Source organism: Thermobacillus sp. ZCTH02-B1 (genome assembly GCF_002159085.1).
Classification (GTDB): domain Bacteria; phylum Bacillota; class Bacilli; order Paenibacillales; family Paenibacillaceae; genus Thermobacillus.
Window position 1 is genome coordinate 25,570 of record NZ_LZRU01000018.1, and the last position, 17,779, is coordinate 43,348.

Consider the following 17,779-nt stretch of genomic DNA (forward strand, 5'->3'; position numbering starts at 1 on the left):
GGCGGACATGCATGGAACGGGATTTTGTCTTCGTCGGCAACGATTTCGTCGTCGATTTCGTGAACACGAGGGTATGCGTGCGGGGAGAGCGCGTCGAGCTGCTGCGGGATCTGGAGGATGTGATCGCGTGGCTGGAGCGGGCCGGGAAAGCGGAAGCGGTGACGGACGGCATCGGCGCGCTGTCCGACGGAGAGAGGCGGGATGTTTTCTCGCGGATCCTGGAGCTCCGGGCGCGGCTGGAGGAGGCGTTCGCCTCCGTCGCGGCGGGCGGCGGCATTCCCGACGGGTTCATCGGGGAGCTGAACCGCCGGCTTGCGGAAGCGGCGGGGCACGACCGGATCGTCACGCGCGGACCGGTCCTCAAGGTGGAACGGCGGTACGCGCCCGCGCATCTGCACGCCCTGTTCTTGGAGGAGGCCGCCCGGTTCATCACCGCCATGGAGCCGGAAAGGCTGAAGGCGTGCGAGAACCGGTCGTGCATCCTGTATTTCTACGACACGAGCCGCAACCGGCAGCGGCGCTGGTGCAGCATGGAGACGTGCGGCAACCGGGCGAAGGCGAGCCGGCATTACCACCGCAAGAAAGCGTCGAATTAGCAAGCCCCCGCCCGGTAAGCCGGACGGGGGCTTGCCGTCTTCCGCGGAATGCGGAGGAGGTCAGTTCTCGAAGTTGAACAGCGCCGTGGACAGATAGCGTTCGCCGTTCGACGGCACGATCGCGACGACGCGTTTGCCCGCGCCGAGCTCCTTCGCCACCTTCAGCGCCGCGAAGATGGCCGCGCCGGACGAGATGCCGCACAGGATGCCTTCTTCCCTTGCGGCGCGGCGCGCCGTCTCGAACGCCTCTTCGTTCTCGACCGTGATGACGGCGTCGTAGATCTCGCGATTCAGGATTTCCGGGATGAAGTTCGCGCCGATGCCCTGGATCTTGTGCGGACCGGGCTTGCCGCCGGAGAGCAGCGGGGAAGCCGCCGGCTCAACCGCGTAGATTTTGATGTGCGGGAAGTGCTTGCGCAGCACTTCGCCCGCGCCCGTGATCGTGCCGCCCGTGCCGACGCCGGCGACGAACGCGTCCAGCTTGCCGTCCAGCGAGTTGATCGCCTCGACGATCTCCGGACCCGTCGTCTCGCGGTGGATCTTGACGTTCGCCGGGTTCTTGAATTGCTGCGGCATGAACCAGCCCGGGTTCTGGGCGAGGAGCTCCTCCGCCTTGCGGACCGCGCCGTTCATGCCTTCCGAACCGGGAGTCAGCACCAGTTCGGCGCCATAGGCGCGCAACAGGTTGCGGCGCTCGATGCTCATCGTCTCCGGCATGACGAGGACCGCGCGATAGCCCTTCGCCGCCGCGACCATGGCGAGACCGATGCCCGTGTTGCCGCTCGTCGGCTCGATGATCGTGTCACCCGGCTTGATGCGGCCTTCCTTCTCCGCTTCCTCGATCATGCTGATCGCGATCCGGTCCTTGACGCTGGCGCCGGGATTCTGATACTCCAGCTTCACGTAGATCTCGGCGCTGCCCTCGGGCACGAGACGGTTCAGGCGCACGAGAGGCGTATCACCGATCAGCTCGACGACGCTGTTGACAATCTTCGGCATGCGTACGGAACCTCCTTAATTTCCGACCGAATTAGTAGGGTTTAGTTTCTTCCATCTTATCAACGGCCCCTGGGATTGTCAATAGCCACTTTCATGCCGAACGTCTTGGGCATGGTTCCGCTGTCACGCTTCACCGGACGTCCAGCTCGTCGTCGAGGACCTTCGCCCCGTACTTTTCGAGCAGCGCGTCCTCGACCTCCTTCAGCGATGGCGCCGCGGCGAGCCCGAGCTCCAGCCGCACCCGCTCCCGCACCCGGCGGGGGTCCGGGCGCTCCTCCGCCTCGCGATCCTCGAGCCGGACCACCGCCCATCCGTCCGCCGTCCCGACGGGACCGCCGAGCTCGCCGGGCTCGAGCGAGGCGAGCAGCTCCAGCACCTGCGGCTCGAGGAACGGATCGTCCGACTCCACGATGCCGTAGAAACCGCCGTACTCCGCGGTGTAACCGTCGACGGAGTATTCGCGGGCCTGCTCCTCGAACGGCTCGCCCGCTTTCAGCCGGTCCAGCACCGCCTCCGCCTCGTCCCGCTCCTCCGTCACGATCCAGGAGAACGTGTACCTCGCCTTCGGCTCCAGGAGCTCCGGATGCTCCCTCAAGTATGCCTCCACTTCCTCATCCGTGATCAGAATCGGCCGGACCGCGATCTTCTCGAGCAGCAGCCGCTCCTCCGCATCGGCCCGCACATCCTCCGCGCTCATGCCGAGCTGCTCGCGCATTGCGGCGTAGAAGGTTTCCTCGTCTCCGTAACCTTCCATCATGCTCGCCAATTCCTCTTCCAGTTCGCGCTCCGACACGGAGATGCCGTAAGCCTCCGCCTCCAGCCGGACGGCTTCGCGGACCAGCATCCGGCGCAGGACGGCCGGACCGTGCTCCCGCATGAGCCGGGCGACCAGCTCGTCCGCCGTAATCGTCCGTCCGCCGATCTCCGCGACCGGACGGCGCCCCTTGTCCCCGGCAGCGCCATCGTCCGCGGCATCCAGCGCGTCATCGCCGTGCGCCTGCGGCCATCTCAGCGCCGCCAGCGCCGCGAGCGCGATCAGACAGACCGTCTGGAGGACGATGACCGTCCTCAGGATCTGAATCTTTCTCATTCCGGGTCCGCCTTCCGATACGCGATGGTCGTCTTGTATTCGGTTGTCACGTTGCCTTGGCCTGTTCCAGCAGCTTTGCGAGCTCGCTCCGATCGAACGCGTAAGCCGAATTGCAGAAATGGCAGGTCACTTCCGCCCGGCCGTCCTCCTCGATCAGCGCCCGAAGCTCCCGCTCGCCCATGCTGACGAGCGTCCGCTCCACCCGCTCGCGCGAACAATTGCATTTGAACGCGACCGGCATGCGCTCCAGAATCTGCACGTCTTCATCCGCGAGATACCGCAGGATCTCTTCCGGCGTTTCGCCCCTGTCCAGCAGGGACGTAAGCTGGGGCATCTCCTTGAGCCGCCTCTCCAGCCGGTCAATCGCCTGCTCTTCCACGCCCGGCATGAGCTGCAGGATGAAGCCGCCGGCCTGGCGCACGCCGCCGTCGGTGTCGACCAGCACGCCGAGCCCGACCGCGGAGGGCGTCTGCTCCGACGACGCGAAGTAATAGGTGAAATCCTCGCCGAGCTCGCCGGAGACGAGCGGCACGCTGCCGCGGTACGGCTCCTTGAGACCGAGATCCTTCACGACATAGAGGAAGCCGTTGCGGCCGACGGCGCCGGCGACATCCAGCTTGCCCTGCTCGTTCGGCGGCAGGTCCACGTGCGGATTGTCGACGTATCCGCGCACTTCGCCCTTCGCGTTCGCGTCGACGACGATCCGGCCGAGCGGACCGTCGCCCTTCACCTGCACGGTCAGCTTATCTTCGCCTTTCAGCATCGCGCCCATCATCGCGACGGCCGTGGCCGTCCGGCCGAGCGCGGCCGTCGCCGTCGGATACGTGCCGTGGCGGCGCTGAAGCTCGCCCACCAGCCGGGTCGTCCGCGCCGCGATCGCGCGCAGCCCGCCGCCCCAGGCGATGCCGCGCACCAGCACGTCATCCGCGCCGCATGTATCGCTCATGAATCGACTCTCCCTCCGCCGTCTTCCCGGTTCCGTTCATAGATCATCCTGAGACCGTCCAGCGTCAGCAGCGGATCGATCGCCTCGATCGTCTCGGTCTCGGGCACGATGAGCTCCGCGAGCCCGCCCGTCGCGATCGCGCGGGCGTTCGTGCGGCTTTCGGCGCGGATGCGCCGGACGATGCCGTCCACCTGGCCCGCGTAGCCGAACACCAGGCCGGCCTGCATCGCCGCGACCGAATTGCGCCCGATGACGCTCCGCGGCCGGGCCAGCTCGATGCGCGGCAGCTTCGCCGCCCGCTGGTAGAGCGCCTCGGCCGAGATCGCGAGGCCCGGCACGATCGCGCCGCCGACATAGCTCCCGTCCTCGTCGATGTAATCGAAGGTGGTCGCCGTGCCGAAGTCGACGACGATGACGGGCGCACCGTATTTCTCGACCGCGGCGACCGCGTTGACGATCCGGTCCGCGCCGACTTCGCGCGGGTTCTCGTAGCGGATGTTGAGCCCGGTCTTCACCCCGGGTCCGACGACGAGCGGCGTTTTCCGGAAATACTGCCGGCACAGCTGCTCCAGCGTTCGCATCAGCGGCGGCACGACCGAGGAAAGGATGATCCCCTCGACCGCCTCCATCCGGAGCCCCGCGTATTGGAACAGGTTGTGCAGCATCATGCCGTACTCGTCGGCCGTCGCCGCCCGGTTCGTGCTGAGCCGCCAGTGGTGCAGCAGCACCGGGCCCCGGAAAATGCCGAGCATGATGTTCGTGTTGCCGACATCCGCCGCGAGGATCACGCCCGCTCCCCTCCCGGCTTCCGGCCTCCGAGATCGAGGCTGATGTCGATCGCTTCGATGGAATGCGTAAGCCCCCCGACCGAGATGACATCGACGCCGGTCGCCGCGATCTCCCGGATCGTCTCGAGCCGGATTCCGCCCGATGCCTCGATCTTCACATGCGGCGCCCGCGAGCGGATGAACCGGACCGCCTCCGCCATCCGGGCGGGCGGCATGTTGTCGAGCATGATGATGTCGGCTCCTGCGTCCAGCGCTTCGGCGACCTGTTCGAGCGTCTCCGTCTCCACCTCGATCGTCATCGTGTGCGGAATGCGCGCCCGGGCCGCCGCGATCGCCGCGCGGATACCGCCGGCCCCCTTGATGTGGTTGTCCTTGATCAGGACCGCGTCGTAGAGGCCGAAGCGGTGGTTCGCGCCGCCGCCCATGCGGACCGCGTATTTCTCGAGCAGCCGGTGGCCGGGCGTCGTCTTGCGCGTGTCGACGAGCCGGACCGGCAGCCCGTCGAGCGCTTCGACGAACCGGCGCGTCTTCGTCGCGATGCCCGACATCCGCTGCAGCAGGTTGAGCGCCAGCCGCTCGCCCGTCAGGATGCTGCGGACGCTCCCCTCGACTTCGGCGATCACCGTGCCCCGGGCGACCTTCTGCCCGTCCTCCGCGAAGGCGCGGAACTCGAGGGACGGGTCCACGACGTGGAAGACGAGCCGCGCGACGGGCAGGCCCGCCAGCACGCCGTCCTCCTTCATGTGGATGACCGCCTTCTCCCGGCTGTCCGCCGGAATCGTCGCCTCCGTCGTGATGTCCCCGTGTCCGATATCTTCGTCCAGCCAGGCCCGGATCATGCTCCGGATCGATTCGTTCCAACGGTCCGACTCAAACATCGTCGATCGGCTCCTCGTACATGCCCCGCTCGCGGTGCAGGACGATGTGCTTGCGCCAACGGTCATCGTCCCGCCCGGGGAAATCTTCCCGATAATGCGCGCCGCGGCTCTCCTCGCGGGCCAGCGCGGCCTGCGTCGTGAGCAGCGCGCAGATCAGCAGATTCGCAAATTCGAATTCTTCCCGCTTCGTCAGCTTTGTCCGGAAGATCGGGAGCTGCCGCTTCAGCTCGGCCAGTCCCTTGTACAGTCCGTCCGCGCTGCGCCTGAGCCCCGAATACCGGAGCATGACCTTCTGCAGCTTGAGCCGCCGCTCGATCGCCGGCCAGGTGTTCGGCTGCACGCGCGCCTCTTCCCCGCTCCCGTACCGCGGCGTTCCGGAGAGCGGCGGAAGCCCGTCGATCCGCTCGACGATGCGGCGGCCGAACACGATCGCCTCGGAGAGCGAATTGCTGGCCAGCCGGTTCGCGCCGTGCACGCCGGTCGACGAGCATTCGCCGCAGGCGAACAGGCGGCGGATGTTCGTCTCGCCGTTCAGATCGGTCTTGACGCCGCCCATCATGTAGTGGGCCGCCGGCGCGACCGGAATCCAGTCGCTCGTCAGGTCGAGCCCGTATTGCAGGCAGTACCGGTAGATGTTCGGAAACCGCCGGCGCACCGTCCCGGCGTCCTCATGCGTGATGTCGAGGTAGACGAACGTCGCGTTCGTCCGCTCGAGCTCGCTGACGATCGCGCGGGCGACGACGTCGCGCGGCGCGAGCTCGAGCTGCGGATGATAACGCGCCATGAACCGCTCGCCATTGATGTTGCGCAGCACCGCGCCTTCGCCGCGCAGCGCCTCCGTGATGAGAAACCGGGGCGCCCCGGGGTAGCAGAGCGCCGTCGGATGGAACTGGACGAATTCCATGTCCCGGATCTCCGCGCCCGCGCGATACGCCATCGCGATGCCGTCGCCGGTCGCGACCTCCGGGTTCGTCGTGTACCGGTACAGCTGCCCGGTGCCGCCGGTCGCCAGCACGGTCGCCTTGCCCCGCACGAACAGCCGCGCGCCGTCCGGCCGCTGCACGAGCGCGCCGTGGCACTCGCCGTCATGCGTGACCAGGTCGATCGCGAAGTGGTCGTCCCACACCTCGATGTTCGGATTCTCCAGCGCCTTCGCCGACAGCACGCGCACGATCTCGTATCCCGTCGCGTCGCCGTTCGCGTGCAGGATGCGCCGCTGGCTGTGGGCGCCCTCCTTCGTCAGCGCGTACTCGCCGTTTTGCTCCTGGTCGAACCGCGCGCCCATCCGGATCAGATCGCGGACGCCCTCCGGCCCCTCGTGCACGAGCACGTCGACCGCCGCGGGCGAGCAGAGGCCCGCCCCGGCGATCAGCGTGTCCTGCCGGTGGAGCGCCGGCGAATCCTCGTCGGAGATGACGGCGGCAATGCCGCCCTGCGCATAGCGGGTGTTGCTGTCGAGCAGCGATTTCTTCGTGATCAGCAGGACCGAATGCCGCTCGCTCGCCTTGACGGCGGTAAAAAGACCGGCGATGCCGGCCCCGATCACGATGACGTCCTTCTCGACGACGGGCAGTTCGTCCAGCGCCTCGTCGGTCAGATATCGCGGGATCATGTCCTGTCCTCCGATTGGTTCGGCTCGCGCCGCGGGAATCCGGGTGACGCGGTGTCAGGCGCAGAAGCAGCGCATGCTACTTCACTTGCAGCATGCGCTCCAGGGACAAACGCGCCTTCTCCGCGATGTGGGGCGGCACATGGACCTGAGGATACATGTTCTCGAGACATTTGACGAGCTTCTTCAGATTGTTGACCTTCATGTTGGGGCAGACGAGATATTTCGAGGCGAAGTGGAAGATCTTGTCCGGACTGTCCTTGCGCAGCTGATAGCCGGTGCCGTCCTCCGTGCCGATGATGAACTCCTTGTGCTTCGACTCGCGGCAGAACTTGATGATCGCCGTCGTGCTGCCGACGAAGTCGGCCATCGCGACGACCTCGGGACGGCATTCGGGATGGACGACGACGAGGGCGTTCGGATGCTGCGCCTTCATCTCCTCGATGTCCTTCACCGTCAGCATGTCGTGCGTGTTGCAGTAGCCTTCCCAGATGATCATCTGCTTGTCCGTATGCTGCTGGACGTAATGGCCGAGGTTTTTGTCCGGCACCCAGATGACCTTCTCCGTCGGCACCGAGTTGACGACCTTGATCGCGTTCGAAGACGTGCAGCAGATGTCCGTCTCGGCCTTCACTTCCGCGGACGAGTTGATGTAGGTGACGACGGCCGCGTCCGGATGCTGCGCCTTCAATTTCCGCAGGCCGTCGACGTTCACCATGTCCGCCATCGGGCAGCCCGCCCGCTCGTCGGGAATGAGCACCGTCTTGTCCGGAGCCAGAATCTTCGCGCTCTCGCCCATGAAATGGACGCCGCAGAACACGATCACGTCCGCGTCCGTCTCGGCCGCCTTCTGCGCAAGCAGAAACGAGTCGCCGCGGAAATCCGCCACTTCCTGGATCTCGTCGCGCTGGTAATAGTGGGCCAGAATGATGGCGTTGCGTTCCTTCTTGAGCCGTTCCAGCCGCGCGCGGAGCTCAAGGTTCTGCTCCGCTCTCCGCTCGAGCGCCAATGCTTCCATCCTGTCATCTTCTCCTTAGATAAAAGCGCGCAAGCGAACACCCGACACCGAGGTCCGTTTCCCGCGCCAAAGTTTGTGCCAAATTTCACGAATTTTCCCGCAGGGACGGGCAGTCCCCGTGCGGCCGCCCGGCCGCAAAATCATTGATTATCACTAATTTACACGCGGCGTCCCGCGCTGTCAACAAACAAAGCGACGCACCGCGCCCGCCCGAACGGGCATCCGGATTCCCGGGAGGCCGAACCCCCGTGAGCGAGCAAAAAACGCCCCGGAAGCGGCCATCCGGCCGTTCCGGGGCGGATATCCTGCCCGTCTTGCGCAAACGGATCAGCCGCGGTCGTCGCCGGCTCCTTCGCCGCCCGCCGGCGTCACATCCTCGCCCGACTCCTTCGTCTGGATCCGGACGCGGACGTTGCCCGGCGTATCGATCGTCGGGTTCGCGGCCGGCTCCTTCGGCTCCGGCTGACCGTCGCCTTCGCCGCCGCCCGACCCGTCGCCGGACGGGGTGCCGTCCAGCGATCCGGTCTCGATCAGCCGCTTGATCTGCTCGAGCTCGAGCGTCTCGACTTCGAGCAGCGTCTCGGCGATCAGCCGGACCTCGCGCGACTTCGCGGTGAGCAGCTCCTTCGCGCGCGTGTAGCACTCGTTGATGATGCGCTGCATTTCCTGGTCGATCTCGTAGGCGATCGCGTCGGAATAGTTCTGCTCGTGCCCGAGGTCGCGGCCGAGGAACACCTGGCCCTGCGAATTGCCGAACTGCATCGGACCGAGCTTCTCGCTCATGCCGTATTCCATGATCATGCTGCGCACGATCTGCGTCGCCTGCTTGAAGTCGCTGTAGGCGCCGGTGCCGATCTCGCCGATGAACAGCTCTTCCGCGACCCGGCCGCCAAGCAGCCCGGTCACCTTGTCGAGCAGTTCCTGCTTCGTGACGATCATCCGGTCTTCCTTCGGCAGCATGATCACATAGCCGCCCGCCCGGCCGCGCGGAATGATCGTCACCTTGTGGACCATGTCCGCATGTTCCAGGAAATAGCCGATGACCGTATGGCCCGCCTCGTGGTAGGCGACCATCCGCTTCTCGCGCTCGCTGATGACGCGGCTCCGCTTCTCCGTGCCGACGATGACGCGGTCGATCGCCTCGTCCACCTCGGTCATCGTGATCTCGCGCTTGTTCCGGCGGGCCGCCAGCAGCGCCGCCTCGTTCAGCAGGTTCTCCAGATCGGCGCCGGTGAACCCGGTCGTCCGCTTCGCGATCGTCTCGAGGCTGACGTCCTTCGCGAGCGGCTTGTTGCGGGCGTGCACCTTCAGCACCGCTTCGCGCCCCTTCACGTCGGGGCGGTCGACCGTGATCTGGCGGTCAAAGCGGCCCGGGCGCAGGAGCGCCGGGTCGAGAATGTCCGGACGGTTCGTCGCGGCGATGATGATGATGCCCTCGTTTGCGCTGAATCCGTCCATCTCGACGAGCAGCTGGTTGAGCGTCTGCTCGCGTTCGTCATGGCCGCCGCCCAGACCGGCGCCGCGCTGCCGACCGACGGCGTCGATCTCGTCGATGAAGATGATACAGGGAGAATTCTTCTTCGCGTTCTCGAACAGGTCGCGGACGCGGGAAGCGCCCACGCCGACGAACATCTCGACGAAGTCGGAACCCGATATGCTGAAGAACGGCACCCCCGCCTCGCCCGCCACCGCGCGCGCAAGCAGCGTCTTGCCCGTGCCGGGGGGACCAACGAGCAGCACGCCCTTCGGAATGCGCGCGCCGAGCGCGGCGAACTTGCGCGGGTCCTTCAGAAACTCGACGACCTCGACCAGCTCCTGCTTCTCCTCGTCGGCGCCTGCGACGTCCTCGAACGTGACGCGCTTCTTGTCGTCGGTGTACAGACGGGCGCGGCTCTTGCCGAAGTTCATGACCTTGCCGCCGCCGCCCTGCGCCTGATTGATGAGGAAGAAGAACAGGATGAACATGATGACAAACGGTATGATGGAGGTAAGGAACGTGAGCCAGATGCTCTGGCCCTGCTGTTTTTCCACGTTTAATTTGAACCCGTTCCGTTCGGAAGCGTCCCTGATTTCCTGGGTTGCGAACTCCTCGGCCGGAATCCGGGAATAGAACGTGTTCTGCTGCGCGCCGGCTGGAGGCACACGGTATTGGCCCGTGACGAGATAGGAAGCGCCGTCATACCGGAGCGTCAGCTCCTTGACGTTGTCCGCCTTGATCAGCTGGCGCAGCTCGTCGTAGGAAAGCCGGTTCGTCGTCTCATTCTGGGTGCTGATGAAATGGACGATTCCGACGGTCACGAGAAAAATGATCAGATAAAAACCCGTGTTTTTCCAGAACCGATTCATCCCCTACCTCCTCTCAGGGCGCTTCAACTATTTTATCATAGCACGTCTTGCCATCACAACACGACCGCGAGGAGGAGCATGGCTCGGGGACGTCCCCGGAACGTCAGCTCCGCCGACGGGACGCTCTCCGGAGTCATCGGTTGTAGACTTCCGGCTTCAGGATGCCGATGAACGGCAGGTTGCGGTATTTCTCCGCGTAGTCGAGGCCGTAGCCGACGACGAAGGCGTTCGGCAGCGTGTAGCCGACATAGTCCGGTTCCAGGTCGACGACCCGGCCGGAAGGCTTGTCAAAAAGCGTCGCGACCGTGACGGATTTCGCGTTGCGCCGCTCGAGCACGTCGATCAGATAGCTCAGCGTGAGACCGCTGTCGATGATGTCCTCGACGATGATGACGTCGCGGCCCTCCACCGGCACGTCCAGATCCTTCACGATCTTGACGACGCCGGACGACTTCGTGGACGCGCCGTAGCTCGAGACGGCCATGAAGTCGATCTCGAGCGGGATGTCCATCTCCTTCACCAGATCGGCCATGAAGATGAACGCGCCCTTCAGAATACAAATGACGAGCGGGTTCCGGTCCTTGAAATCGAGGCTCAATTGCCGGCCCATCTCCCGGACCTTCTGCCGGATCTGCTCTTCGGTGTACAGCACTTCCTGAATGTCTTCCAGCAAAGCCAGACCTCCATTATTCGTCCTGCCACTCGATCCGCAAGATGCGCGTCGTCTCCTCCGTCACGGGCGCTTCCGCCGACCGGCGGACGCCGGCGATCCAGAGCAGCCGGCCTTCGGCGTCCAGCACGAGCGGAACCGCATCGCGCCTCGATCGGGGAATCTTGCCGTCAACGAAAATATCTTGCACCTTTTTGGTGCCGTTTAAACCGGCAAGGCGCATCCGGTCGCCGGGCTTCCGGGAACGAACGCGCAGCGGATAAGCGACGGCGTCTTCGTCGAACATCGCCGTCCGGCGGGAATCGTCGTCCGGCGCGGGAAGCGGCTCCCCCGGAGCGCGCCGGATGCGGCGGAAGACGAGCCGGCCGCCCGCTTCGGGCACCTCGAGCTCGCCGGCCGTCTCCGCGGCCTCGTACTCGAATCCGGTCCCCCCGGAAGCGCCGCCCCTCGTCCACCGCAATACTTCGTATTCCCGCAAGAAGCGGACGCCGCGGCCGGCCTCGATCACCGATGTCGTCGGCGAGCCCTCCGCGGCGGCTTCCCGGATCGCGTCGATCCGTTCGAACGGGATGGACCCTCTTTCCACCCCAAGATAGATTAATATTAGAGTAATCAATCTTCTTTGTAAAGCAATATGCAGCTCCAGGAACGCGCCGCGGTCCATCGCGCATCCGTCCCGTTCCCGCCGGACGAGCCGGTCGAACGCCCGTTCCGCCTCCCGCGCGAGGAAGTCGTCCTCCGCGCGGCTGATTTCGGCCAGCCGCACGAGCGACGCGGACACATTCGGATTGTACCGTTCGAGGAAAGGCAGGATTTCCAGCCGCACGGCGTTGCGGAAATAGACCGTCTTCCGGTTGCTGCTGTCCTCGCACCAGCCGAGGCCTTCGCGCTCACAATAGCGGAGCAGTTCCATCTTGGTAATACGGAGCAAGGGCCGGATGAGTTCCACTTTCCCTTCGCGCCGCTTCACCGGCATCCCGGCGATGCCGGTCGGCCCGGATCCGCGGATGAGGCGCATCAGCACCGTCTCCGCCTGGTCGTCCGCGTGGTGCGCCAGCGCGATCCGCGAAGCGCCGCGCCGCTCCGCCGCCTCGCGCAGGAAAGCGTACCGCTTCTCCCGGGCGGCGGCCTGCGCGTTCATGCCCGTCTCTTTTATATAAAAAGGTAGGTCCAGTTCCGCCTCTTCGAGCGGCACGCCGAGCCGGCCGCACAGCCGGCGCACGAACGCCGCCTCCCGCGCCGATTCCTCGCCGCGGAAGCCGTGGTTGACGTGGGCCGCCGCGAGCCGGAAGCCGCATTCGCCGGACAGCCGCCAGAGCAGATGCAAGAGCGCCGTCGAGTCTGGGCCACCCGACACGGCGGCCAGAATCGTGTCGCCCGGACGCCAGAGCCCGTCCCGCTCCGCCGTCCGGCGGATGCGCGCCGCAAGATCCATCCTCCACCGCCCCCAACCGCCGAAATGCGCATGCCAAAGCGGCGTGCCGCCCGCGTCGCAGCCGGGCTTACGGCAGCCCGGCCGGCAGCACGCCTTCCGTCATCAGCCAGAGAATCGTCGCGGCCAGCGCGAGCATCGTGCAGGCGAACAGGCCGGCCGCCCAGCCCGCCGACGACGACCGCCTCCGCACCGGCTTCGCGATCCCGCCGTACAGGATGCGCTGCCAGGCGGCGGCGGCTTCCCGCGCCGACGCGAATTCCCCCCGCAGCGCGCGCTGAAGCCATCCCGCGAACGGTTTCAGCGCGGGATGGCTTTCCGTAAGGCGGATGAGCTCCGCCGGCGACCGGTTCTGCGGCAGCAGCGTCTGCGACAGTTGCAGCAGCCGGCGGCCTTCGAACAGGTGCAGGCACAGCACCGCGAAGGAGAACAGATCGTAGCCCGGCTCGGCCGTCCGGCTGCCCGCGTTCCAGTACCCGCGGTCGTAGAGCTCGGTAAACTGGCGAACGCTCTTGCCGAACGCCGTCGCGCCGCCGTAATCGACCAGCTCCACGCGGCCGTAATCGCCGACCAGCACGTTCTCCCGCTTCAGATCGCCGAACGCGAAGCCCGCCTCGTGCAGCTCGGCCAGCCTGCCGAGCAGGTTGTACCCGACGAGCGGGAACCAGTCCGCCCCTTCGCGCTGCAAATACTCGTGCAGCGCGCGGCCGCGCACGTACCGCATGATATAGAAGGGGTGTTCCGAGCCGTCCCTGTGGACGAAGTCGTCGACGGCCACCAGGAACGGCTCCGCCCTTCGCCGCCGGGCCGCCAGGGCACGGAGCGCGTTGATCTCGGACTGCAGATCGACGGCGTCGCCGCCGACCTTCATCGCATAGAGACGCCGGCCGTGCTCCACGAGGTACACCCGGCCGTTCGCCCCCTCTCCGAGCAGGCGCTCGACCCGGTACCGTCCGCCCTTCCATTTGCCCGTGACGACCGAGCCGGGCGCCAGTCGAAGTTCAGACGACGTCTTCACCCATCATCCCGTCCGTTTCGCCCCTGTTGGTTCTACCATAATCCCCCCGGCGGAAAAAATCAATCACCTGCATCATCGCCGGTCCGGTCGGCGTCGTGCCGCGCATTTCCAGCTTCGGCAGAATGCGCTTCACGCCGGCGATGTTGTCCGTCCAGTCCAGATCGCAGACGCAGCCTTCTCCGTCCTCCGAATCGGGAAAATGGAACACGGCGATCTCGCTTTTTCCGGAACGCGCCTGCAGGCTGAGCACGAGATCGCGGATCGCCTCCTCGACCGCGGGAAGTTTCGGACGCATGCTTCCGCTCGCGTCGATGAGGAGCGCGACTTTGAGCGGCGCCGATTCGCCGAGTTCGTCGATGACGCGCACGACCTCGCCGCGCCGGTCCGGCGGCAGCGCCTCGACCGACTCGGCGCCGAACACCTGCCGAAGCTCCCGGTTCACCGCCTGCTGGATCGTCGTCACGACCGTCTTGCGCGTCATCATCTGCACGGTCTGCGACAGTTGGCGCGGGTTCACAATCCGGCTCATGCCGCCGCCGGCGCGGGCGATCTCCTCGATCTCGATCTCCGCCGAGGAAATCGATTCGCCGCGTTCCACCACCCCGATCACGTTCACCGTAATGCCTTCCGCCTTCGCGTGGGCCGCCGCGATAACCGGACTCACCCCGACGTTCGAGCAGCCATCCGTGATGAGCAGCAACTGTTTCATGGCCGAAGCCCCTCCTTCAAATCTCGAATCTATCGCTCCGTTACCAGCATGCCCGTTCTGAGAGAGAGGTAAACTCCGGCGCATGAAATGTCCGGTTCCGAAACGGGAATCCGCCCCGCGCGCCGCTCAACTCACCGTCCGCGGGCGTTCCAGCTTCGTCAGCCCCGGCCAGCGGAACGTCGCCCATTCCGGCTGGAACTTCCGCACGCGGGCGACGACGACCGTCATGTCGTCGCGGATCCCGTCCGGGCAACTTCGCAGCACGGTATCCAGTAGTTCCTCCGCCATCTCCTGCGGATCCTCCGATTTCAGCTCCTGGATGATCCGCTTCATCCAGATCTCCTTGTTCACCGCGTGTCCCGGCGCGTCGTACACGCCGTCGGTCATCATGATCAGCGTGTCGCCCGGATAGAGCTGCACGCGGACGAGATCGACGTCGATCTCCTGCAGGATGCCGATCGGCGGGTTGCCGGCCACGATCGGAATGACGTCTCCGCCCCGCTTGATGTAGCTCGGCGTGGAGCCGACCTTGAGGAACGTCGTCTTGGCCGTATAGCGGTCAATGAGCGCCAAATCCACCGTCGCGAACATCTCGTCGGCCGACCGGAGCAGCAGCACCGAATTGACCGACTGGATCGCAAGCTTCTCGTCCATGCCCGACTGCAGGAGCTGGTGCAGCATGTCCAGCGCCGAGCGGCTTTCGAGCCGCGCCCGCTCGCCGGCACCCATGCCGTCGCTGACGGCCACCGCGAACTTGCCGTTCGCGAGCTCCGCCGTGCTGTAGCTGTCCCCCGACAAGAGCCCGCCGCCCTTCGCCGTCCCGGCGACGCCGGTATCCACCTCATACGCCTTCGCCGACGCGAACGTCACGACCGTCGGCTCACCGGGCCGCTCCGGCGGGCGCTCCGACTTCACCGCAATCGGCTCGCCGAGGATGTCGGTCAGGAGCGGCGCGATCATTTTCCGGCATTCGTCGAACCCGCGCGGGAACGTGTGCGCGATCTCGATCTCGACGTTGCCCTCTTCGAGGCTGATGATCTCGACGCCGCGGATCGAGAGGCCCAATCCTTCCACCGCTTCGCGGATCTGCTCCTCCTGCAGATGCATCTCCTGTCCTTCGCGGCGAATCTCCCGCGCCAGATCCTGCATGATCCGCGAGACGCCGGCGAGCTGGTCGGCCACCAGGCGGCGCGACTCGCGGATCCGCTTCCGCCACAGCCGGTCGTGTTCGACCAGCTCGACCTGCTGCCGGAGCGCGGCGAACACCTGGTGCGGTTTCACGCAATGCTTCTTCCAGTGCTCCGGCAGCTCCTCGCCCGGCTGCGGCCCCTGGTACCGGGCGGCGTCCGTCATCTCCTTCATGAGCCGGAACGTCTGCTGGAACTTGCCCTCCCAGCATTGCCGCTGCCGGTAACAGGTCGAACAGACCGCCTCGGCCGCGGCGTTGACGAGGTGGACGCGGTCCTGCTGCCAGCGGCCGAACGGCTCGATGTCGGCCGTCTCGGCGAAGCTCTCCGCGAGCTGCCGGAAGATCTCGGAAAACTGCGTCACACGCCGCGCGGTCACGTCCCGCACCCGGCGCGCGTATTCATGCTGCGAGCGCGCATGTTCGGCCGTTCCCGGCACATGGCGGGCGATCGTCTTGAGCATCGATTGCGGCGTCGCGAGGAACAGGAGCGCAGCCAGGGCCGACTCCCAGGTCGAAGCGAGCGCGCTTTCCGCACCGCCTATGTAGATGGACAGAATTGCCGTGCCGAGCAGCATGCCGAACGCCGCGGCCGGCTTGCCGCCTTCCCGGAGCAGGCCGGCGAGCAGGCCGGCGAACGCGAGAAGGCTCATCTGCAGGATGTCGCCGAAATCCGCAAGGCTCAGGACGAGGCCGGCAATCACGCCGACCGAGGCGCCGAGCAGGGCGCCGCCGGCCAGTGCGAACAGGAGCAGCACGTAACGCGACAGCACGTGCGGAATCTCCAGGTCATAGACCGCCCAGCCGGCCGCGCCGGTCATGATCGAGGCGAGCAGGATCATCAGGCAGACGATCTCTTCATTGCGCAGCAGCGCCGGCTTCCTGGTCAGCAGCAGGACCGGGACCGCCTGAATGAACACGAGGGTCAGCACGAAGGCGAGACCCGCCTCGACCGCGACCATGAGCAGCTCGTACCCGTCGAGCGCCTTCTCCATCACGACGCCGAACAACCGCACGAGCAGCGCGGAAATGAACGCCAGCAGCGGCGCATAGGATATCTCGGCGCGCTCGTACGCCTCCAGCCCGCGCGCGAGCAGGAAAAACACGGCAAGTTCGGCCGCGGTCGACCAAAAGACGGGCGCGTCGGCCAGCCAGGCGCCGGCGACGAGCGCGAGCGCGGCGACCGGAGCCGCGTCCCGGCGCAGGAACCAGACGACCGCGAACCAGGCGACCGCGAACGGCGCGAGCGTGTCCAGAATGACGGCGCGGCCGAGCAGGAAACCGACGACGGCGATCAGCAGCGTCCAGCGGCGGGACAGGAACAACCGCGAAGCCGACGCCGACAGCTTCCGAAGGCGGACCGGCGTCTTCCATCTTCCGTTTTCCGGCCGCCCCTCCGCTCCGGGAAACCGCACCAGGTTCTGCTTGTCCATCATGACGGCACCACCCTCCGAACAGGCTTGTCCGCACGCTGCGGACGGAAGTGATTCCCATTATAGGCGGCGGGCCGTCAGGAGTTTGTCACAATCGGTAGGCGGCGGGCAATTTTTTTCCGACATGCGCGGCCCTCCGGCGCGCGGCGGAACGACAAAGGGCGAATGCAGGTGCGATCCGCATTCGCCCGGAATCGCCGGCCCCCGCGGCGGCGAAGGAACGGCAAAATCCGCGCGACGGAGCGGCGCGGCTTCCGTCCGATCATGGCTCCGGATGCCGAACGCCTGCGGAACTTTTGCCGCCGCTTCCGCCGGACCGTCCCTCCGGCCGCCGTCTTTGCGTATCGCCGGTTTTTTTGCCAAACACCGTCGTCACCCGGCGTTCCGAAGTTCGTCGACGGCTTCCCGTGCACCGATGCAGGCCGCGTCCCGTGATGCGCGCGCCGTGCGGCGGATGCCGGATGTGCAAAAAGGCGGAACCCGATGGGTTCCGCCCGGTGGGTTCCGCCTTAGAATTTCTCATAATGTTTCGATTCCGACCGGTTTCCGTTTCAACCGCGCCGCGCTCCGCGTCCACCGCGCTTGCCTTCCGCATTCCGCCGGAGCGATGCGATGCGCTCTTCGCTGTCCCTCAGAAACCGGGATATCTTCTCTTCGAACGACAGCTTGCCGGATGCCGGACCGACGCCGCCGCGTCCGCCCGGTCTGCGGTCGCCGCGCTGCGAAGGAACGCGGCCTGCCGGCCGATCGACGGCTTGCCGGATCGACAGCGCGATCTTGCCGTCCTTGTCGACGCGGATGACCTTCACCGTGACGATGTCGTCGATCTTCAGATAATCGTTCACATCCCTGACGTAATGGTCGGCGATCTCCGAGATGTGAACAAGTCCCGTGACACCGTCCGCGAGGTCGATGAACGCCCCGAATCGGGTGATGCCCGTTACCCTGCCCTCCAACTTGGCGCCCACTTCAATTGCCATTTACCGGATTGGCCTCCCCGATGATGCGGATCCATCAGAACACATCCATCCGCATGGGGCACGGCTGAAACGGGCTCCAGG

At 66.0% G+C, this 17,779-nt stretch carries 15 protein-coding genes; 1 reads left to right on the plus strand and 14 read right to left on the minus strand.

Translation table 11 applies throughout. The annotated features are described in order from the left end of the window. Nucleotides 1–11 precede the first annotated feature (11 nt). Nucleotides 12–596, plus strand: a complete 585-nt coding sequence (locus tag A9Z00_RS08075; protein WP_296975678.1) for a CGNR zinc finger domain-containing protein — start codon at nt 12–14, stop codon at nt 594–596. A 60-nt stretch (nt 597–656) separates the two neighbouring features. Here the strand turns inward: A9Z00_RS08075 and cysK are convergent, their stop codons facing one another. The 14 genes from cysK to A9Z00_RS08145 all read right to left on the minus strand — a co-directional run bounded on the left by cysK (nt 657) and on the right by A9Z00_RS08145 (nt 17,698). Then, nucleotides 657–1,595: a cysteine synthase A gene (gene cysK, locus A9Z00_RS08080; RefSeq protein ID WP_296975680.1), complete on the minus strand. Its 939-nt coding sequence runs from the start codon at nt 1,593–1,595 to the stop codon at nt 657–659. Between the two features lie 130 nt (nt 1,596–1,725). Beyond that, nucleotides 1,726–2,685 carry a peptidyl-prolyl cis-trans isomerase gene (locus A9Z00_RS08085; protein WP_296975682.1) on the minus strand — a complete coding sequence of 320 codons (960 nt, stop codon included), beginning with the start codon at nt 2,683–2,685 and terminating at the stop codon, nt 1,726–1,728. Nucleotides 2,686–2,731: 46 nt separating this feature from the next. Beyond that, entirely contained in the window at nt 2,732–3,631 is a 900-nt protein-coding gene (gene hslO / locus A9Z00_RS08090; protein WP_296975683.1) for an Hsp33 family molecular chaperone HslO, read from the minus strand. Further along, nucleotides 3,628–4,419, minus strand: coding sequence for a type III pantothenate kinase (locus A9Z00_RS08095; RefSeq protein ID WP_296975685.1), 792 nt, complete (start codon nt 4,417–4,419; stop codon nt 3,628–3,630). Before A9Z00_RS08095 ends, hslO begins: the two co-directional genes overlap by 4 nt. Then, a complete protein-coding gene (nadC, locus tag A9Z00_RS08100; protein ID WP_296975687.1) occupies nt 4,416–5,297 on the minus strand; it encodes a carboxylating nicotinate-nucleotide diphosphorylase in 882 nt (293 codons plus the stop codon). Before nadC ends, A9Z00_RS08095 begins: the two co-directional genes overlap by 4 nt. Further along, nucleotides 5,290–6,909 (minus strand): L-aspartate oxidase, encoded by a 1,620-nt coding sequence (nadB, locus tag A9Z00_RS08105; RefSeq protein WP_296975689.1) that lies wholly within the window; start codon nt 6,907–6,909, stop codon nt 5,290–5,292. The genes nadC and nadB overlap by 8 nt, the downstream gene beginning before the upstream one ends. Nucleotides 6,910–6,985: 76 nt before the next feature. Next, nucleotides 6,986–7,924 (minus strand): quinolinate synthase NadA, encoded by a 939-nt coding sequence (nadA, locus tag A9Z00_RS08110; protein ID WP_296975691.1) that lies wholly within the window; start codon nt 7,922–7,924, stop codon nt 6,986–6,988. A gap of 327 nt (nt 7,925–8,251) precedes the next feature. Continuing rightward, nucleotides 8,252–10,270 carry an ATP-dependent zinc metalloprotease FtsH gene (gene ftsH, locus A9Z00_RS08115; RefSeq protein ID WP_296975693.1) on the minus strand — a complete coding sequence of 673 codons (2,019 nt, stop codon included), beginning with the start codon at nt 10,268–10,270 and terminating at the stop codon, nt 8,252–8,254. Nucleotides 10,271–10,403: 133 nt separating this feature from the next. Continuing rightward, nucleotides 10,404–10,943, minus strand: coding sequence for a hypoxanthine phosphoribosyltransferase (hpt, locus tag A9Z00_RS08120; RefSeq protein ID WP_296975694.1), 540 nt, complete (start codon nt 10,941–10,943; stop codon nt 10,404–10,406). Nucleotides 10,944–10,956: 13 nt separating this feature from the next. After that, nucleotides 10,957–12,375 carry a tRNA lysidine(34) synthetase TilS gene (gene tilS, locus A9Z00_RS08125; protein WP_296975696.1) on the minus strand — a complete coding sequence of 473 codons (1,419 nt, stop codon included), beginning with the start codon at nt 12,373–12,375 and terminating at the stop codon, nt 10,957–10,959. Between the two features lie 67 nt (nt 12,376–12,442). Then, entirely contained in the window at nt 12,443–13,390 is a 948-nt protein-coding gene (locus A9Z00_RS08130) for a protein kinase domain-containing protein (RefSeq protein ID WP_296975698.1), read from the minus strand. Continuing rightward, a complete protein-coding gene (locus tag A9Z00_RS08135; protein WP_296975700.1) occupies nt 13,374–14,099 on the minus strand; it encodes a vWA domain-containing protein in 726 nt (241 codons plus the stop codon). Before A9Z00_RS08135 ends, A9Z00_RS08130 begins: the two co-directional genes overlap by 17 nt. A gap of 126 nt (nt 14,100–14,225) precedes the next feature. Next, complete coding sequence (gene spoIIE, locus A9Z00_RS08140; RefSeq protein WP_296975701.1) at nt 14,226–16,721, minus strand: stage II sporulation protein E; 2,496 nt, start codon at nt 16,719–16,721, stop codon at nt 14,226–14,228. Between the two features lie 548 nt (nt 16,722–17,269). After that, nucleotides 17,270–17,698 carry a S1 domain-containing RNA-binding protein gene (locus tag A9Z00_RS08145; protein WP_296975704.1) on the minus strand — a complete coding sequence of 143 codons (429 nt, stop codon included), beginning with the start codon at nt 17,696–17,698 and terminating at the stop codon, nt 17,270–17,272. Nucleotides 17,699–17,779: the final 81 nt, after the last annotated feature.